An 18,515-nucleotide genomic window follows, 5' to 3' on the forward strand; every position below is an offset into this window, starting at 1 on the left:
CCGCTTTATAGAGCCTTCCTCGTCTGAAACCGCGGCGCGATCACTCGTGAAAGGAATTTCACCGAGGAGGTCGTCGTGTGATTGCCAAGGTACCCGTGCGCCAGCCACGAGGGATGCCAGCGAAGCTCGATAAAGTCCGGCCGGCCGTGGTGATGCCAGCCGACCCAGCCGGCGGCCGGGCCGAAGACGCGATCGGAGCTGCCCAGCAGGCTCGTGCCGATGCCGAGGAACATGTAGTCGCCCGGACCGCCGACCGAGACGAGTCCTTCCGAGCACTTCGACGCCGCGATCGAGATGTCATAAGCCGGCGAGATGGACGGCGCGAGCAAGACAGCGGTGCATGCCTTCACGTCGTCCGGCAGCAGCTCCAGCGCCTTAACCACGATGAACGTGCCGCCGGATTGTGAAAGCAGGCAAACCGGCGCGTCGGGGTGCGCGCGCTTTTGCTCGACGATCTGCCGGGCGACCTCGGCGGCCCAGCGTTTCTGATGTCGCTTGCTCATCAGGTTAATCAGCGAGCGGATGAGCGGCAGGCCCCCGTTCCAGTCGATGCGTCGAACCGCCCCGCGATAACCCGACTCGAGAACAGCGCAGGCCATCGCGCGGTTGTAGGGGCTGGGGCCTTCGATGCCGCCGAGCACGAGAGTCAGCCCGCGCGAACGACGGCGCGGCGTGTCCGCGCGGGGCGGAAGCTTCGGGTTCCAGAAGATGCTGGTGATCTCGGCATAGAGACCGATGAGCGGATCGACAAGCCCGCTCAATGCGCCGACGAGCATGATCGGCGACCAGCGCGCCTCTGCGCCCTGTGGTGCGGCCCTCACGCCCGCGTCATGCGATTGCCTGCGCGTCATGCTCATCATGGGTATTGTCGGGGGCGTGCCGGAATATTCAAAGCAGAATGGGCACGATTGGTGCATCGGCAGGGCCGAGATCGATCACCGGCGGCTTAAGGCGCCAAGAACAGGATCGCGCGGGGATGTTTCAACGGGCCGCATGGTGAACAGCATCTCGTCAGGCATCGTCGCCAGCCGAAGCGCCAGCGACTCGACGTCGAACGGCTCGCTGGCCGACTGAATCTCATCAATCACTTCCAGCGGGAATCGCACATCGAGGCTCTGGCCGGAGGAGCGGTCGACAAAGGTCGTTCGCGTGTCGCCCGCCCGGCTTACCGGCGAGAGTTCCAGATTCAATCGCCCCAGCGTTGCGCCGGTCGCCGCCTGAATCCCATCGGCCACTGACGCAAGGCTGACACTCGGCGGACACGCATGCACGACGCGAAGCGCCTCCGTCCCGCGATCGAGACCCAGTTCCGCCAGTGCCGCCGCGCCCGCTCGATAACCAAGCACCGCTCCTGGCGTCAGCTCCCCATGAACGCCACGAATAGACCGCAGCTCGTCGGAGATGCGCGAGTCGCCCTGAATGCGAAACGTGAAGCTCGCCCAGTAGCTCTCCCAGGTAGCCTTGCTCAGATCGGCTAAGGGCCGAATGACGTGGGCTTTGAGAAACGCGTGGCCCGCGCGAGCCAGCGGAAAAGATGCGACGCCGTCCTTGTCGGTTTTGGTTTGCACGGCGTAAGCGTGCGCGCCGGCCCCTTCGTACCCCAGCGACACCGGCACGTTGGCCCAGCGGTAGCCGTCGAGCAGGACCTCGATCTTGACCGTCTGGCCGACCTTCCAAGCACAGGGATTCGTCAGCGGGATGATCTCCAGCCGATGACCCAGCGGCTTTCGGAATGACTTGTCGCCCGACTCGGAGGGCTCCACGCTGATGATCGTCTTGCCGAACTTGGTGTACGACTCGACGACCTCGGCCTGCTTGTCATCGCGCGCGGTGAACCGCTCGACGGCCGCCTCCGCGCGCTCCTTGCGAATATACGCCTCGAACTTGTCAGGCTTCATGGTGATCAGATTGGGCCGCAGGGCGATGCCAATGATGTGCATGCCACCGGTCGTGAGCTTTCGCCGGACCGAGAGCCCCTTGTCCTGCGGGAGGTAGCCGGTGATGTCGGTCCGCTGGTCCGAGGTCAGATCAACAAACGACGCGACCCGTCCGGGGGCGGTCGCCTTGTCTCCCAGCGGAAATTCCTCGCCGGTCACGAACGAAAGCCAGACCTCGTCGCCCTTGTTGGGCTTGTTTTGGTCGGTGATAAGCCACGAATCATGGGCGGAGGCCGCCTGCGCGCAACCAAAGAGGCAGACGCAGTTTATGAGACGCAGTAGGTGCTTCTTCTTAGAATTCACAGGCCAGGACACCCTCTTGGCGACAATGGACTCTGCGGCTTATATGCCCGGGGCCACGACAGGTCGCAGCTTTTGCCGGTTCGGGCAAGCCGGATTTTCCATTCGCCTCCAACCCTATTCGCCCGATGGTGTCCAACGAGGATAGAATTGTTGCCTCGCCCTTTGAAAGGTCTTTGAGCATGAGTTTATTCGACTTCATCATTCAATTGATCTTCGCCATTCTGGACCTGGTCTTTTTCTTCGTCTAATCATGATGAGGAAATAGAATTGCTCCCCTCCGGCGCAGCGCCCGCAAGCAGGGCCAGTGCGGACCGCAACTCGGGAATTCTTTGTAATCTAGTCGCATAGTCGCGCTCCCGGGGGCCGCCCTTGGCGCGCATCGCCTTGAGAAGTTTGTCCTTCGCCGGGCGAGGCCACCGGGCAACCGCCTTGAGCGGATGAACCATCAGCGCGAGTCGGCGAAAAGCGTCGCGCTCTTCGGCGGACCATTCCTTCATACTTCCAGTCTTCAGCATTCGCATGACATCGCGCGCCGACTCTTCCTCGGCGCGTCGCCGATCGCCGCGAAACCGCTTGCCGATTTCCGCTGTGAGCGCAAGGCCGAGCTTCGTCAGATCCAGTTCCGGCAACTGATCGACCGCCTCGTCAAACGACAGTCCCAGCTTCGCCCGTGCAAGCTTCCTTAGCATCGGCGCCGACGTTCGATGTCGCGGACTCGCCCGCAGCTTCCCCGCTTCCTCATCCGCAAGGGCCCGCAGCTTCGCGTCAATCGGCCGAAAGCCGAGGCGATAGTAAAACCAGAACGCCCCCGAATGGATCGCCTCGCGGTTACCCGCCCCGAACTGAAACGGGTCCACGCAAAATCGCGTCGCGCCAAAGAGCCACTTGTAAACGCGAATCACCTGGGCAAACGCAAACGCCGACTCGCCGCCGCGAAACTCGTCAAAGATATTCACGCCAATCTCGCAGCGCTCGAAAAACACCCACCCGCCGCCATACCCCATGGGCACGCGATTGCGTGCCACGATGAACCCGAAATAACTCTCAATCGGCAGCCGCCGCTCCGGGGTCATGCCGAAGACGGCCACATCGATGCCCCGTTCCAGCCGATATAGCGCCACCTCGCCGGGGTTCGCATACGTCAGCGTGTCGATCTCCCGATGCCGGACGCACAGTGTCGTTCGGCAGGCATCGAGGACCTCCTCGGCCCGGCGGCGAGCGAGATACTTCGGCGGGCCCAATCGCTTGGCGACGAGCGACCTCAGGTCGATCTGCCGGAGAATCGGCTCCTCTTGATAAAAAATCGGACGCCGCGGAAAACGCGCCGTCGTGCGCGAAAACCCCGCCGCGCGAAGCCGCCAGCGCACGGCGACACTCAGCGAATCGAACGCGTGATCTGGCAGGCTCGCCGGCCCCTCCAATCGGCCAAACTGCTCCACCAGCCACCCGGCATCGCTCGCGCGACGGCTCCCCTTCGCCAGCGCGAACCATTCCTGCGTCGTGAGATGATCGGCATAGAGACCGTCCCGCTCGACGGTCGGAACAAGCGCATGGAGAAACTCGTCCATCGCTTCGCCGAGCGAGCCGTCGTCCCAGTCCAGCTCGACGTCCGCGCCCAGTCGGCCCACCAGCCAGCGCGTCATATCCAGTGTGAACGGGTGTACGATCTCCGTGTTCGCAATGCCGGTATCAACCAGTCGAGCCGCAAGGCCCGGTCTCACTTTCACGATCGATGCCAGGCGCTTCATTTCGCCCTCCACCAACTTGAAGAGCGCCGCGCTGTCCGGATAGGCCGCGAGAAACAAAAGCAGATCGTGATACGCCCGAAGCAGCCGGGCCGTCGTGATCGGCTCGCGACTAAGCTCGCGCAGCAGCCGCATCTTCTCCGCGCGGGGCCCCCGCCCCACCGCCGTCCGGGCATTTCGCAGGGCTTCGACCATCTCTTCTGGCGACATGGTGGAATAGCAAAGGCGATTCGGGCAATTGGTGCAAGCGGTGTATGGACCAATCCGGGACCGCGTGCGGCCGGGCGGCGGCTTGCTACAATCGCGGCCCGGTCCGAAGCACAGGAGCAGGACGGTGAGCATTCTTCAAGTCGAGCATCTTCGCAAGTCTTACAACGGCACGACCGCGGTCGTCGACGTGAGCTTTTCGATCGCCGCCGGCGAGGTCTTCGGCCTGCTCGGCCCAAACGGAGCGGGGAAATCCACCACGATCAACATCATCGCCCGACTGCTTCGGCCCGACACCGGCGCCGTTCAGGTGGATGGCATCGCCTCCGACGACGCCGAGCGCTACAAGCGCCGATTGGGCTACGTGCCCCAGGAAATCAGCCTCGCCGAGCGCATGACCGCGCAGGAGAATCTGTCGCTCATCGGCCGGCTGTACGACGTCACCGGAAACCTGCTCAAGCAGCGGACCGACGAGGTGCTCGCCCGCGCGGGATTGAAGGATCGCGCACACGACTTGGTCAAGACGTTCTCCGGTGGGATGAAGCGGCGGCTGAACATCGCCGCTGCCCTGCTTCACGACCCCATCCTCCTGCTGATGGACGAACCGACCGCCGGCGTCGATCCGCATGCCCGGGTACATATCTTCGAGCTGATCGAGCAGATCGCCGCCGAGGGTAAAGCGGTCCTGTACACCACGCACTACATGGAAGAAGCCCAGCGGCTCTGCGATCGCACGGCCATCATCGACCACGGACGCATCCTGACCATGGGCACCCTCGACGAGCTGATTTCGCGCGTCGACACCAAGCGCGACGTCATCCTGCAGGGCAAGGGCCTCTGCGAAGCGAGTGTCGCCAAGTTGTCAGCGGCAATGGGTGGAATCGCCTGGAAAATGGAGGGCGACGCCGCGAGGCTCAGCGCCGCCGGAGATCATCGGGTCATCGTCTCGGCGGCCCGCTTCGCCCACGAGTGCGGCATCGAACCGACCTCGATCAGATTGCAGGAAGCAAACTTGGAGACCGTCTTCCTCGAATTAACCGGGCGAGTGCTGCGAGATTGATCCGCGTCGATCGCCGACCATAACCTCGGTCAGACGCGGCGGATTTTCTCGATGAGGGCGGAGGTGCTTCGACCCTCGACGAGCGGCACCAGCACCACCTTGCCGCCGTGGCGCTCGACGAATTCCTGCCCGGCGATGGTCTTGCCATTCCAGTCCTGCCCCTTGAGAAGGACGTCCGGCCGCACCGCTTCGATCAATGCCTGCGGCGTCGGCTCGTCAAAGATGACCACATAGTCGATGTCCGCCAGGGCTGCCAGCACTGCGGCACGGTCGGCCTGCCCGACGATGGGCCGATCGTCGGCCTTGCTCAGGCTGCGAACCGACGCATCGGAGTTAAGCCCCACCACGAGGATGTCGGCCTGCTGCTTGCAGAATCGAAAGTTCGCCACGTGCCCCGCGTGAATCAGATCGAAGCACCCATTGGTAAAGGCGATCCGCTCCTGCCGCGACCTGCGCCGGGCCAGTTCCGGCAGGAGATGATCGAGCGTTCGCACCTTCCCAAGATGTTGATGATTATCGAGGAGGATCTCGCCAATCACCTCGTCACGGGTAATGGGCACACAGCCGAACCTCTCCACTTCCAGCCCCCCGGCGACGTTGGCCAGGCTCACCGCCTCGCGAAGCGAAGCGCCGGCGGCGACCGCGACGGCCATCGCCGCAAGGACTTCATCTCCCGCGCCGGTCACGTCATAGACGTCGCGCGTCTTCGTGGGAATGTGCTCGAACGACCCCCCCGGCCCGATCAGTGCCGCGCCATCGGCATCGAGCGTCACGCACACCGACTCCGTCCGGCATTTCTCCAGAATGACCGCCGCATGGGCCAGCACCGCGTCCATGTTGCGCAGCCGCAGGCCTGTGACCTTTTCCGTCTCGGTGCGATTGGGGGTCATGACGGTCGCACCGGCATAGCGGCTGTAGTCCGTGGTGCTCGCCGGGTCGACCAGAACCGGCACCCCTCGGGCCTTCGCCTCGGCGATCACCGCCTGCGCCAAGCCCGGCGTGATGACGCCCTTGTTATAGTCTTCGATGCAAACCACCTGGCACTTCGCGAGCAGCTTCCTGACCGTCTGCATCAGCCGCTCGGCGGCGGCAGCGTCGATCGGGTCCGCGTTTTCGTCGTCGATGCGTATGAGTTGCTGTCGGTGGCGATGCTGCGCCAGACCGATCAAGCGCGTCTTCCGCGTCGTCGGCCGATGGGCGATGGACTCGATGCCGTCTGCATCGGCGCCGACGCCGCGCAGCAGCGCGCGTAGCAGATCGGCGTCCGCGTCGACGCCCGCGATGCCGACGCAGTGCGGAATGCCCCCCAGCGCCGCGATGTCAGCGGCCACCGAACCGGCGCCGCCCAATGCATCCTGGTGGCGCACGACCCGCAGTACCGGCACCGGCGCCTCGGGACTGATCCGCTCGGCGTCGCCGTACAAATAACGATCGATCATGAAGTCGCCCACAAGGAGAACCTCGCGGCCGACGCCAAGATCCACGATTTCACACAGTCGTTCCCAGGTCTTGATCATGGTGTTGTGATTATCTGAAAGCTCACCGGCCTGACTCCGGGCAAGGAGCCGACCGAATTCATGGGTGCGAAATACCGGGACTGAACTTGTCTCCTCGGCGAACAGAATTCGATTCTAGGGGTGCCGGGCAGGGGTAACAAGAAACGCGATGGGGGTGATACCCGCCGTCCGAACGAACGCAGGACCCGCCCGCCCCTGTGTTAATATTCTGCGCACCAAGCATTTATATACGCAGTCCCCGCCTATCCGATCGAACACACCCCTCCCCACCGGACCCATCCGGCCTATCCTGCGCCGCCAACCCGCGATTTCAGCCGCCTGAGGGCCACTTCGTCTCATAACAACTCAAGGAATCAGTACTGGGAAGCCGAAACAGACATTATCGGCTGTTTCGGACCCGCTTGGACCCCACTTTCTACTCAAAGGGGGCATGCGGAGTCCCGCGGCAGCACGAGCGACAGGGGATCCGAACGATGAGAGTCATCGCCATTGCGAACCAGAAGGGCGGTTGTGGAAAGACCACGATCGTCATTAATCTCGCCGCATGCCTCGCCCGCGAGGGACAGCGGACACTGGCCGTGGACCTTGATCCACAGGGCCACTGTGCCCTGGGTCTCCTGGTTCCAGAGGAACAGGTCGAAGTCAGCATCGCCGACGTCCTGCTCTCCGAAGGCTCGCCCGATCCCATCGACCTCGGCCGCGTCACCTGGCAGATTTCCAGCCACTTCGACCTGATCCCCTCCAAGACCGACTTATCCAAGCTCGAACAAAAGCTCGCCGGCGTACAGGGCCGCGAGCAGAAGCTGGCCCGCGTTCTCGATGCCGCCAGGGACAAGTACGACTTCGTCCTCATCGACACGCCGCCGACCATCGGCTTTCTCACGCAAAGCGCGCTGACCGCCGCCGACGAGATCATGGTCCCGGTCGACACCGGCTACTTCTCGCTGCACGGTCTCTCCAAGCAGCTCGACACCATCGCCGAAATGAAGGAGATCGCCGGTCGCAGCCCCACCGTCCGAATCGTCGCCAATCTCTACGACGTCCGGACCAAGCTCGCCCGGGAAATCCTCGCCGAGCTGCGCAAGCGCCACGGCGGATCGATGTTCGCCGGCTTCATCAACTTCAACACCAAGCTGAAGGAGAGCACCAGCCTCGGCCAGCCCATCACCGAATACGACCCCGCCTCCAGCGGCTGTCGAGACTTCGTCAAGCTGGCCCGCGAGTTGATCTCCCTCGAAAAGGCGTCGTCCGCATCCGAACCGGCCGCCGCCGAGGTCGTTGAATCGGCCCCAGCCACGGCATCGTCCACCGCGACCGCCACACTCACCTCGCGAAGCGCCCCTACCGCTGCCGTCCTGGCCGATCAGAAGCCCGAAGGTCAGAAGGCCCTGCTCGACCGCGCCGAGGCCCTCGCGGCCAACGCCAGCAAGCTGCTCGCCACCACCGAAACCCTGCTCGGACCGGGCCGGCGAACCGGATCCCCCGCCGCCGCCGAGACCGTCTCACCGCACGCGGCGGCCGATCGAAAGATCGAGCTGATCTATGGACCCCGCGCCGTCGAGCACGGCGTCGCCTTTGTGGTCGCCGCCGCCGGCGCACACTCGGTTCGCATCGCCGGCGACTTCAACGACTGGAATCCCGAGCGAACGCCGATGACCCATCTGCGCGACGGCGCCTTCTACGCGAGACTCCCCTTGGGCCCGGGCCGCTATCAATATCGCTACGTGGTGGACGGCCACTGGATGCGCGACCCGGCGAATCCTCGCATGACCACGAATCCCTATGGTGATGTCAACAGCGTCGTCGAACTGGTCTGATTCCACCCTGTAGGCGCGCCCCCTTTGCCTTGTAATTATCGTGCGTTCGACGCCGTATTGACGCCGCAATCAGCCCGCTGAAATTGACTCCCCGCATCCCCGCGACTACAAACTGCTACAAGACAGGGGGATCAGGACGGAGCAATCTGCATCTTGGACGATCAGGCTTCCATTCCGCTTTCCCCGCTGGCATTCCTGCGACACGTCTCGCATTATCTGGGTGGTTTTTCGATTTTTTCCTGGCATGCCTTCGTCGGCACCCTGCGGGAACTGCACCGGCCGCAGCTCTGGCGGCTGCTCATGCCCCAGCTTTTCGAAGTCGGCTACCGATCGCTCTCCGTCATCCTGATCACCGGCGCTTTCGTCGGCATGGTGCTCGCCGTCCAGGCCATCGAGCAATTTCGAGCCGTCGGCCTTGAGGAGCGAATGGGCGCGGTGGTCAACATTTCCGTCGTGCGTGAGCTGGGGCCGGTCCTCGCCGGGATCATGCTGGCCGGACGCGTCGGCGGCGCCCTCACCGCCGAACTCGGCACCATGAAAGTCACCGAGCAAATCGACGCGATGCGGAGCATGGGCGTCGATCCTGTCCGCTATCTGGTCGTGCCTCGCGTCCTGGCCTGCTTCCTGCTGACGCCGATCCTCACCATTTATGCCAACATGACCGGTTCCGTGGGCGGCTGGTTCATTTCCGTCATTCAACGCGGCGTTGATAACGGCCCCTATTGGGACTACACGCGCATGTCCGTGGGAAATTTCGATCTGTTCTCCGGCATCCTCAAGTCGTTCTTCTTCGGCGCCGCCCTGGGACTCATCAGTTGCTATAAGGGCTTCTACTGTCGGGCGGGGGCGGAGGGAGTGGGCCGCGCCTGCACCGAGGCCTTCGTGACTTCGTTCATGGCCATTCTGACGATGGACTATTTCCTCGCCGAGGCCCTTCAATCGATAAGCATCAAGCTCTACGGATTCCGCACTTTTCTCTAAGACAACTGCGTGAGTGACAACCCCAAAGAAGATGATGTCCTGATCGAGCTTCGCGGCGTGTCCAAGCGCTTCGGATCCCTGATCGTGCTTGACGGCCTCGATCTGTCGGTCCGCCGGGGACAGACCACCGTGATCATCGGCGAGTCCGGCACGGGTAAAAGCGTCCTGCTCAAGCACATGGTCGTCCTCATGAAACCCGACTCCGGAGAGGTCTATTTCCACGGCCGCCGTGTAGACAACCTCGGGGAAGATCAGTTGGTCGCGGTTCGCAAGCGATTCGGGCTGCTTTTCCAGATGGGCGCCTTGTTCGACTCGATGACCGTGGGCGAAAACGTCGCCTTTCCCCTCGCCCAGCACACTCAGCTTTCGCCACAGCAACTTCAGGACGCCGTGGCTCAGAAGCTCCGCATGGTCGGTCTCGACGGCCTTCAGAATCGAAAGCCCGGTGAAGTGTCGGGCGGCCAGAAAAAACGCGTCGCCCTCGCCCGGGCGATCGCCCTTAATCCCGAGGTCGTACTTTACGATGAACCGACGACCGGACTCGATCCTGTGCGATCGGACGTGATCAACGAGATGATCCTCAAGTTGAAACGCGAGATGCACGTGACCGGCGTCGTCGTGACCCACGACATGGCCTGTGTATACAAGGTCGCCGATCGAATTGTGATGTTGGGCAAGGGCAAGATCATCGCCGATGGCACGGCGGAGTATTTCAAGGAAACCGACGATCCACGCGTACGGCGGTTCGTCGACGGCCGTGCAAATCCCGAGGACCTGGCCGCGCTGGATGCCTAGGAATCAAGCGATGATTTCGTCAGAGACGCCGGACGGATGCGTGGCCCGGAAGCGCCAGCGAAGGCAGGAAGAGGATTCGACATGTCTGATAAGCAACACACCACCATCGTAGGTTTTTTCGTTCTCATGGGCATTGTCAGTCTCGGCGGCCTGATCATAGCCTTCGGGGGGGGAAGGTCGCTGCTCGTCCGCACCTATAAACTGAACGTGGTTTTTCCCGAGGGCGTCGAAGGCATCCAGGAGGGACAAGCCGTCACCCTCAACGGCAAGCGGATCGGAGAAACCCAGTCCCTCGTCTTCGCCGACGACAAAAACCTGGCCAAGGGCGTCGTGGTGGTCGTGGCGGTCGAAGGCCTCGAATTGCCGGCGGCCTGTGAGATGCGAGTCTGGCCGAACCTGATGGGGCTGGGCAAGCCGCCGATCAGCATCGTCGTGACCGACCCGACCGACGAGCGAAAAATTCCGATGGACGGCACCGGAACCATCTCAGGCACCATGCTGCCGCGCATGGATCAACTCATCCCCAAGGACATGCAGGTAACTTTCCAGTCGGCGGCCCTGCACATCGGCGAGCTGGCGGACGCACTTCGACCCGCCGCCGAGAACCTGGGTCGGTTGCTGGAGTCACGATCGATGAGTCAAGTGGACACCAACAGCGTGACGGCCAATCTCGATACGCTCATTCAGCGAATCGACACCGCCATGAAGTCCTTCAACGCCGTCATGGGCGATCCGAAGAATCAGGAGAATCTCAGCGCCGTCCTGGCCAACGGCCGCAAAATGTCCGAGGCAGGCGTTGTGGCGATGGAAAACGTGCGCGACATCAGCGGCGAGGGCAAACAGGTCGCCGCGGACCTCAGCACGCTTCTACAGAAGCTGGCCTCGGCGACCGACGACCTTTCCGGCGTCCTGAAGCGGCTCGATCAGACCGTCGCGCTCATGCAGGACAAAACCGGAACGGTCGGCAAGATGTTCACCGATGACCGGCTCTACGAGGAAATGCTCCTGTCGGCCAAGCGTCTGACGCTCATGCTCGACCAGATGCGCGAAGTCCTCGACAACGTAAAGAAGGACGGATTCAGATTCAAGCTATGAGGCGTCACACGACGCGCGCCCGGTGCTCACCCGACGCCGTCAGGCCCCGGTGATCCAGTTCTTGATGTCCTGGTAAGTCACCAGGATGAACACCGTGGCGATCAGGGCGATGCCCACAAGCTGCGTGGCCACTTGCGTCTTGATGCTCACCGGCTCGCCGCGAATCTTCTCCAGCACCAGAAACAGAAACAGCCCGCCGTCCACGATCGGCATCGGCAGGAAGTTGATCACCGCGAGGTTCGCCGAGATCAGCGCCAGGTACCACAACAAATCGACCGCCCCGCTCTGAGCGATCGCCCCGCCGTGGCGAATCATCCCCACCGGCCCGCTGACTTTGCTCAGCCCCACCTGCCGCGTGAAGATCATGTGCTTCAGCGCCAAAACCGTCTGCAGTGTCGCGTCGTACGCCTGCTGAAATCCAATGCCGACCGCGGCGATGGGGTTTGTCACCCGGTTCCGCTCGACCAGTTGATAACAGATAAACGGCTCGGTGTAGAAGACACGCTGCAGCCACGGATCGATGTTGTCCTCGGCGACGGCGTATTCCCCCTGCACGCCGGCCCCCTCGCGCGTCACATACTCAACCGAAACGGTGCGCCCGACCATCCCGGAAAATGCGGCGCGAATGGCCCGCCAATCCGGCAGCGCCAGTTCGTGCGACTCACCGTCGGCCCCCTTGATGGCGAATGACGACTTCCCGTCGATCTTCACGATCCGTGCGCCCGGCGGAATGTCCAGCGCGGCCGTCACGCACATCGGCACGTTGAACTTCGCCGTCTTGATCTCGTCCACCACGCGGTAGGTCAGCTCCACCGTCTTGCCGGCCGAGTCTTCAAAGATGCGCGACAGCTCGCTCCAACTCGACAGCGGCTTGCCGTCGCACGAGACAAGCGCCGCGCCGGCGGGAATGCCCGCGGCCTTCGCAGGCGTCGGTCGACCGTCCGCCCGATTCACGACCGCGGCGACGATCAGATGCTCGTCATCCATCGGCGCCAGCGTCGCGTCAATCGTCGGCGGCGACCCGCTGCCGAACAGCGAGAACGGCGCCTTGGGCACCAGCGGATCGAGCTTGTGGATATCCACGGATTCGAGCCACTTGCGCATCGCGTCGGAAGTCTTCATCGAGGCGACGTGCTGTGCGAGCTTCTCGCGATCGGCCTGGCTAAGACCTGCCTCAGCCGCCTTGGACTCGATGAGCCCGGCCGCCTCGGACACCGACGTCAGCGCCGCGGCGATAAACGCCTCACGATGAGCCACGCAGAATCGAACAATCGCCGCGCTGAGCTCGCCGTTGGCGTCATACGGTCGCGAAACCTCCAGCGCGATTTGCTCGCCCGCGCCGGCCTCAATCGTCTTCTTCACCGTGGCATAATCGGGATAGGCCTGCGATCCCAGCTTGGCGATCACGTCACCCTGACGAACGCCGGCCAGCGCAAACGACTTGTTCTCATCCGGATGCAGCACGCGCACGCGCGGGACAAAGCCCAGCAGCGACCCGGTCCCCAGTTCGGCGGGATTCTCCGGCACCACGGTCCACAGCGCCCGGGCGGTGATATGCACGGGCTTGCTCTCGACCTTCAGGTCGCTTTTCAGCAGGTCCTGCATCGAGAGCTTCTCCGGCTCGTCGGGCCGGTTGACGATCAGCTCGACCGGCGCGCCCCGCGCGCCGACGATCACCCTGCGAAACTCGCCGAGGTCCTTGCACGGCCGCGCCACGCCGTTTTCAACCACGGCATATAGTTCGTCCGCCTGATGAAGTTCATTTGGGCCCGGCTCGGAACCGCCGCGCAGCGACGGCAGCCACGCGCGCAGATTCATGCCCGGACTGACGCCGATCTGCCGCGTCTCCTGATTCTCATTGAAAGCGGGAAGAACCGTCGGCTTCGGCGTAACGGGCTTACCGTCGCGAAGCACATCGAGCACGAGCTCCTCGCCCTGATCGGAGAGCATGATCGCCGCGCTGAGTTCGCCGAAGCTCTTCACTTCCTTGTCGTTGACCGCGGTAATCCGATCGCCGGTTTGCAGACCGGCCCCGGCCGCGGGCGAACCGGGAAGCACCGTGCCGACCACGGAGGGCCACTGGGGCCTGCCGACCATGACGACGATGCCGAACGCGACAGCGGCGAAGATGAGGTTCATGATGACGCCGGCGGAGATGATGACCATCCGCTGGCCGATTGATTTGTTGGTGAACGAGTCGGGATTCTCCTTCACCTTCAGCTCGCCGGACTTGTCGACGACGAAGTCCTCCTGACCGAGCATCTTCACATACCCGCCGAACGGCAGAACATTAAACGAATAGCGAGTCTCGCCCCGCGTAAAACCAAGCAGCTCCTTGCCGAAGCCGATGGCAAACCGCTCGACACGAACACCGGCCCACTTGGCCGCCACGAAATGACCCAGCTCGTGTACAAAGATGACCAGCGAGAATCCGAGAATCAGCAGAATGTAAGACCAAGCCGTCGAAGCCCACTCCGGCATCGCCCCCACCGCCATCAGCAGAAGCGGCGTACTCACGGCAAAGAGAGTCATCCGCGCCCCGCGCGAACCCCGTACCCACGATCCCATCGCGGCGCGCAGGCACGGAAGGGCAAAGCGATGCGCTTCGGCCTTCATTTCGACGTTTCGACCTTTCGACGTTTCGCCGTTTCGCCGTTTCGACGCTTCGACGTTTCGACGTTTCAACTCTTCGCCGCGCAACATTCGTTAACCTCTTTCCTGGCCCAGCCGTCGATCCGCATCAGCGCATCGATGCTCGGCAGGTCTTCAAAGCGATGACGTCGAAGGACGTCCTCAGTAACGGAAGCAATATCCAGAAAGCCGATCTTCCCTTCGCGGAAGAGCGCCACCGCCGCCTCATTGGCCGCGTTCATGGCCGCCCCGGCCGTCCCGCCGAGCCGCGCCACCTCGTGCCCCAGACGCAGCGACGGAAATCGCTCCAAATCCGGCGGCTCGAAGTGCATCCGCTCCAGTCGCGAGAAATCCATCCGATCGCCGCAGCCCGCCAGCCGCCGAGGGTACGTCATCGCATACTGAATGGGCGTCCGCATATCCGGACGGCCCATCTGGGCGACGATCGACCCGTCGTGGAACGCGACCATCGAATGAATGATCGACTCGGGATGAATCACGACTTCAATACGATCCGGCTCGATATCAAACAACCACTTGGCCTCGATCACCTCAAGGGCCTTATTCATCATCGTAGCGCTGTCGATCGTGATTTTGGGACCCATCGCCCACGTCGGGTGACGCATGGCGTCCTCGACCGACGCGGTCCGCATTTGCTCCAGCGGCCACGTCCGAAATGGTCCCCCCGATGCCGTCAGGAAGATGCGCTCGACCTCATCCATCTTTCCCGAGTGCAGCGACTGGAAAACCGCAGAGTGCTCGCTGTCGACCGGCAGCAGCTTCGCCCCGCTCTTCCTGGCCGCGGAAACCATCAGCTCCCCGGCGACAACCAGCGACTCCTTGTTGGCAAGGCCGACCGTCACCCCGCGCTCGACCGCCGCCAGCGTCGCAGGCAAACCCGCCACCCCGACGATGGATGACAAAACGAAATCGACGTCCAGCTCTTTCACCAGCCGAACCAGCGAATCGGCCCCGGTCCACACCTGCGTGTGCGAGTGTTCCTCGCGCAATCGACGGGCCAGATGCTCCGCCGCGTCCGACTCCGTCAGCACCACGGCCTTCGGCTTATGACGCGCCACCTGCCGGGCCATCTTCTCCCAGCTGCGCAGACCCGCGAGCCCGACAATCTCAAATTCGCCGGGCAGACTCTCCGCCACGGCAAGGGCATTGCAACCGATGGACCCGGTGGAACCGAGAATGATGACCCGCTTGGGCATGGCGTGATCTTACTGGCCAGATGAGCAGTTGAAAACGCGGCGGCATTGGCTCACGGATCGAACACCGTAATACGATCCGGGGGCGGTATAATCCATCCGTGGTCGACCCATCCTCCATTCAATCCGCCCCCCGCCAGTCCCGCCTGCACGTCATCGGCGTCTTCATCCTCTTCCTCGTCGCCCTGCAACTCTCCATCGGCCATCGTGTGCGACTCACCCAGTGGCACGTCCAGAGCCAGTCCAATTCCGCCCTCGACGAGGCCGTCGCCTGGAAAGATGGCCGCCTCCACATCACCGAAAACACCTACGAGGTCGCTCGCGTCGGCGAACACCGCTACAACGTCGTCGGCCTCGCCTTCGTCCTCATCTCACTCGTCGGCACAACCCTGACGGAGTTAGGCGGCGGCCCCAAGGGCACCTTCCACGCGCCGTTCTATGTCCTGTTTGTCGCCATGCCCCTCGTCGTCGCCGCGTTCGCCACCTTTCGCGAGGCAACTCGTTCAACCGTCTGGGGCGCGGTGCTCGCCGGTTATCTCTTCGTCGGCACCAGTCTGCTTCCTGTGCTGGAGCAATGCCGCGGCGCCGCCCAGGGCGGCAGCATCTACTTCATCAACCACGCCCTCGCCGTCACCGGCCTGCTCATCATGTGCGCCGACCTGCTCGGCCCCCGAAAGATCTGGCCCGCCCTCATCGGTCTGGCACTCGCCGCCTGGTCGCGCCAGTTGACCGTGCTCTACGCCCTGCCGCTTCTGTGGATCGCCTGGCGAACAGGCGCAGCCGCCTCGAGCAAACGACCCATGAGAACCGCCGTGGTCGGCGTGCTGCTCATCGCCCTGTTCCCCATGACGCTCAACTACCTGAAATTCGGGAACCCCTTCGACACCGGCTACTCGCGCATCTACGAAGGCCGGACCGACCCCATCGGCCGTCGCGGTCAGGAGCAGCTCTTCGGCCTGCGCTACCTCGCCCATAACGCCTGGGCCATGAACGCCGAGATCCCCTCGTTCGACATCCGCCGCGGCGCGGTGCAACCCGTCATCGCCGGACGCGACGGCGCTTCCATCTGGTTCACCACCCCCCTCCTCCTCGCCATCTTCGTCACCCTCCGCAAATGGTGGGCCGATGCCACCTGCAGGGCACTCGTCCTCGGTTCGCTCCCCGTCATCGCCGGCCTCCTGCTCTACCACGTCACCGGCTCCAACGACGCCGGCCACTTCCGCTACGCCCTCGACTTCATTCCCGTCTGGTTCATCGTCATCGCCCCGTTCACCGTCTCCCCGCGCGGCCGGCGATGGACCCTCGCCTGCCTCGCCTTCAGCGCCACCTACTTCAGCCTGCTTCCCTAGGCCGCGTTGCGATTAATGTTGATTTCGAAATGACGTCTACCGAAGTGGATCAATCGGTCGCAGCGCCCCGACCGCCGACTCAACCGCCGACCGAATCGCCCCATCCTCGATCAGCATGCGCATGGCCCGAATGTCCTCTGCCAGGACCCGGTCCTCGCAAAGCGGCCCGACAACCCCGCGAATGCATGCCAGCGCCGCGGCACTCCCCGTGGACAATCCCTTCCCAAACGCCGCCCGCGCCGTTGCAAACGCCTCAGCCGTTACCGTCCCGCCGTCGGATGGAGTCGACCGCAGTCGAATTCGCCAGTCCAGCGCCTGCGCCGCCGCCATCAGCTCAATCGCCAGCGTGCTCTGCGTGTTGGTCAGCACCGTGCGCACCTTGCGCGCCGCGATCGACGCCATGGCCACATGATCCTCGTAGTTCGCCGAGGTCGGGATCGAATCCACGCTCGCCGGATGCGCCAGCACTTTATTCTCAGATACCAGACCCGCCGCGCAGTATTGCGCGATCATGAATCCCGAATGCACGCCGGGGTTCGCGGTCAGGCTCGCCGGCAGCCCCCGGTTGTGATGCTTGTCGAGCAGCATCTGCGTCCGCCGTTCCGAGACGTTCGCCAACTCCGCGACCGCAATCGCCAGAAAATCGGCCGCCAACCCGACCGGCTGCCCGTGAAAGTTCCCCGCCGAGTACGCCCGGCCGTCCACGTTCGGATGCGTCGCGCCCGAGTTTCCGCGCGTCATGTCGCACGGCCCCGTCTCATCCGGAAAAAAGAGCGGGTTGTCCGTCGCCGCGTTGATCTCCGCGAGCGCCGCCATCTTGGCATACGCGATGGCGTCGCGACTCGCCCCGTGAACCTGCGGCGCGCAGCGGACGGAATAGACGTCCTGCACCTCTTCGCTCAGATCGACCAGCTTCCCCTCCGTCAGCACCTGCAGAATATTCGCCGCGCTGTCCGCCTGACCGCGCATGTTCCGCACCCGATGCACCTTCTCATCCAGCGCCCGCGTACGCCCGCAGACTGACTCCAGCGTCATCGCCGCCGCCACGTCCGCCGTGTTCGCCAGCTCCGTCGCGTCGTGCACCGCCAGCGCCAGCCCCGCCGCCGAGAACGCCGCCCCGTTCGTCAGTGAAAGCCCGTCCTTGTAACTCGGCTTGGGAATCCGCCAGTCGTCGCCATGCTTGAGTCGCCCGGCCATCGTCTCGCGAAGCCGAGTCGCCGAAAGCGCCTCGCCCCGGCTCCGCCGTACATCCTCACGACTCGCCGCAACATAAAACCGCCCGGCCGTCTCCTCCTCCAGCATCACCACAAACAAATGCGCCAACGGACAAAGATCGCCGCTCGACCCGACCGACCCGCGCGTCGGCACCAGCGGAATCACCCCCGCGTTGATCATGTCGCGTACAAAAAACGCCATCTCCGGCCGCACCCCGGAATGACCCTTCAAGAAAGTGTTGAGCCGGATCACCAGCGCCGCCCGAACCACCTCCGCCGGAAAATAATTGCCGAAGTCGTCGCGATCCGTCGTGTCGCCCACCCCGGAAGAATGACTGCGCAGAATGTTCGCCTGCAATTCGCCGAAATGATCGGGATCGACCGGGATCGTCTTGAACTCCCCGAACCCCGTTGTGATGCCGTAGACATGCGGCAATTCATCGCCGCGCTTCCCCGCCGCGTACGCCTCCCGATAGCGGCCGACGATCGTCTCAATTTCCTGATGACAGCGCTCGACCCGCTTCATCGCCTTGGCACAGCACGTCACCCGCACCGCCGGATCGCGCGCTGCCGCCGCCAGCGCCTCGATCGACAGGTCACTGCCGGTAAGCTCAACCTGTGATGGATGGCCGGCCGCCATGCCGCATTGC

Annotated in this window: 13 protein-coding genes; 6 read left to right on the forward strand and 7 right to left on the reverse strand. The window is 63.5% G+C overall.

The features are described from left to right. Positions 1-5: 5 nt before the first annotated feature. From HS101_02725 to HS101_02735, 3 genes are all read right to left on the reverse strand, one after another. Positions 6-860, reverse strand: a complete 855-nt coding sequence (locus HS101_02725; protein ID MBE7505179.1) for a hypothetical protein — start codon at positions 858-860, stop codon at positions 6-8. A 75-nt stretch (positions 861-935) separates the two neighbouring features. Beyond that, positions 936-2,240 carry a DUF4198 domain-containing protein gene (locus HS101_02730; protein ID MBE7505180.1) on the reverse strand — a complete coding sequence of 435 codons (1,305 nt, stop codon included), beginning with the start codon at positions 2,238-2,240 and terminating at the stop codon, positions 936-938. Between the two features lie 248 nt (positions 2,241-2,488). Further along, complete coding sequence (locus tag HS101_02735; protein ID MBE7505181.1) at positions 2,489-4,195, reverse strand: hypothetical protein; 1,707 nt, start codon at positions 4,193-4,195, stop codon at positions 2,489-2,491. A 124-nt stretch (positions 4,196-4,319) separates the two neighbouring features. On the opposite strand from HS101_02735, the gene HS101_02740 reads away from it, so the two are divergent. Continuing rightward, entirely contained in the window at positions 4,320-5,252 is a 933-nt protein-coding gene (locus HS101_02740) for an ABC transporter ATP-binding protein (protein ID MBE7505182.1), read from the forward strand. A gap of 29 nt (positions 5,253-5,281) precedes the next feature. On the opposite strand, the gene HS101_02745 is transcribed toward HS101_02740, so the two are convergent. Next, complete coding sequence (locus HS101_02745; GenBank protein ID MBE7505183.1) at positions 5,282-6,769, reverse strand: bifunctional heptose 7-phosphate kinase/heptose 1-phosphate adenyltransferase; 1,488 nt, start codon at positions 6,767-6,769, stop codon at positions 5,282-5,284. Between the two features lie 473 nt (positions 6,770-7,242). Between HS101_02745 and HS101_02750 the strand changes: the two genes are divergently transcribed. From HS101_02750 to HS101_02765, 4 genes are all read left to right on the forward strand, one after another. Further along, entirely contained in the window at positions 7,243-8,586 is a 1,344-nt protein-coding gene (locus tag HS101_02750) for an AAA family ATPase (protein ID MBE7505184.1), read from the forward strand. A gap of 144 nt (positions 8,587-8,730) precedes the next feature. Continuing rightward, positions 8,731-9,567, forward strand: a complete 837-nt coding sequence (locus tag HS101_02755) for an ABC transporter permease (GenBank protein MBE7505185.1) — start codon at positions 8,731-8,733, stop codon at positions 9,565-9,567. A gap of 39 nt (positions 9,568-9,606) precedes the next feature. After that, the gene (locus HS101_02760; GenBank protein ID MBE7505186.1) at positions 9,607-10,362 is read left to right on the forward strand and encodes an ABC transporter ATP-binding protein; all 756 of its coding nucleotides are present in this window, start codon (positions 9,607-9,609) and stop codon (positions 10,360-10,362) included. 81 nt (positions 10,363-10,443) lie between these two features. After that, positions 10,444-11,457 (forward strand): hypothetical protein, encoded by a 1,014-nt coding sequence (locus HS101_02765; GenBank protein ID MBE7505187.1) that lies wholly within the window; start codon positions 10,444-10,446, stop codon positions 11,455-11,457. A gap of 39 nt (positions 11,458-11,496) precedes the next feature. Here the strand turns inward: HS101_02765 and HS101_02770 are convergent, their stop codons facing one another. Next, complete coding sequence (locus HS101_02770) at positions 11,497-14,160, reverse strand: site-2 protease family protein (protein MBE7505188.1); 2,664 nt, start codon at positions 14,158-14,160, stop codon at positions 11,497-11,499. Further along, complete coding sequence (locus HS101_02775) at positions 14,139-15,305, reverse strand: 1-deoxy-D-xylulose-5-phosphate reductoisomerase (protein ID MBE7505189.1); 1,167 nt, start codon at positions 15,303-15,305, stop codon at positions 14,139-14,141. Before HS101_02775 ends, HS101_02770 begins: the two co-directional genes overlap by 22 nt. 98 nt (positions 15,306-15,403) lie before the next feature. On the opposite strand from HS101_02775, the gene HS101_02780 reads away from it, so the two are divergent. Continuing rightward, complete coding sequence (locus tag HS101_02780; protein ID MBE7505190.1) at positions 15,404-16,651, forward strand: hypothetical protein; 1,248 nt, start codon at positions 15,404-15,406, stop codon at positions 16,649-16,651. A gap of 36 nt (positions 16,652-16,687) precedes the next feature. On the opposite strand, the gene HS101_02785 is transcribed toward HS101_02780, so the two are convergent. Further along, a complete protein-coding gene (locus HS101_02785; protein ID MBE7505191.1) occupies positions 16,688-18,505 on the reverse strand; it encodes an aromatic amino acid lyase in 1,818 nt (605 codons plus the stop codon). Between the last annotated feature and the right edge of the window lie 10 nt (positions 18,506-18,515).

The sequence above is a fragment of the Planctomycetia bacterium genome, from assembly GCA_015075745.1.
Taxonomy (GTDB): domain Bacteria; phylum Planctomycetota; class Phycisphaerae; order UBA1845; family UTPLA1; genus UTPLA1.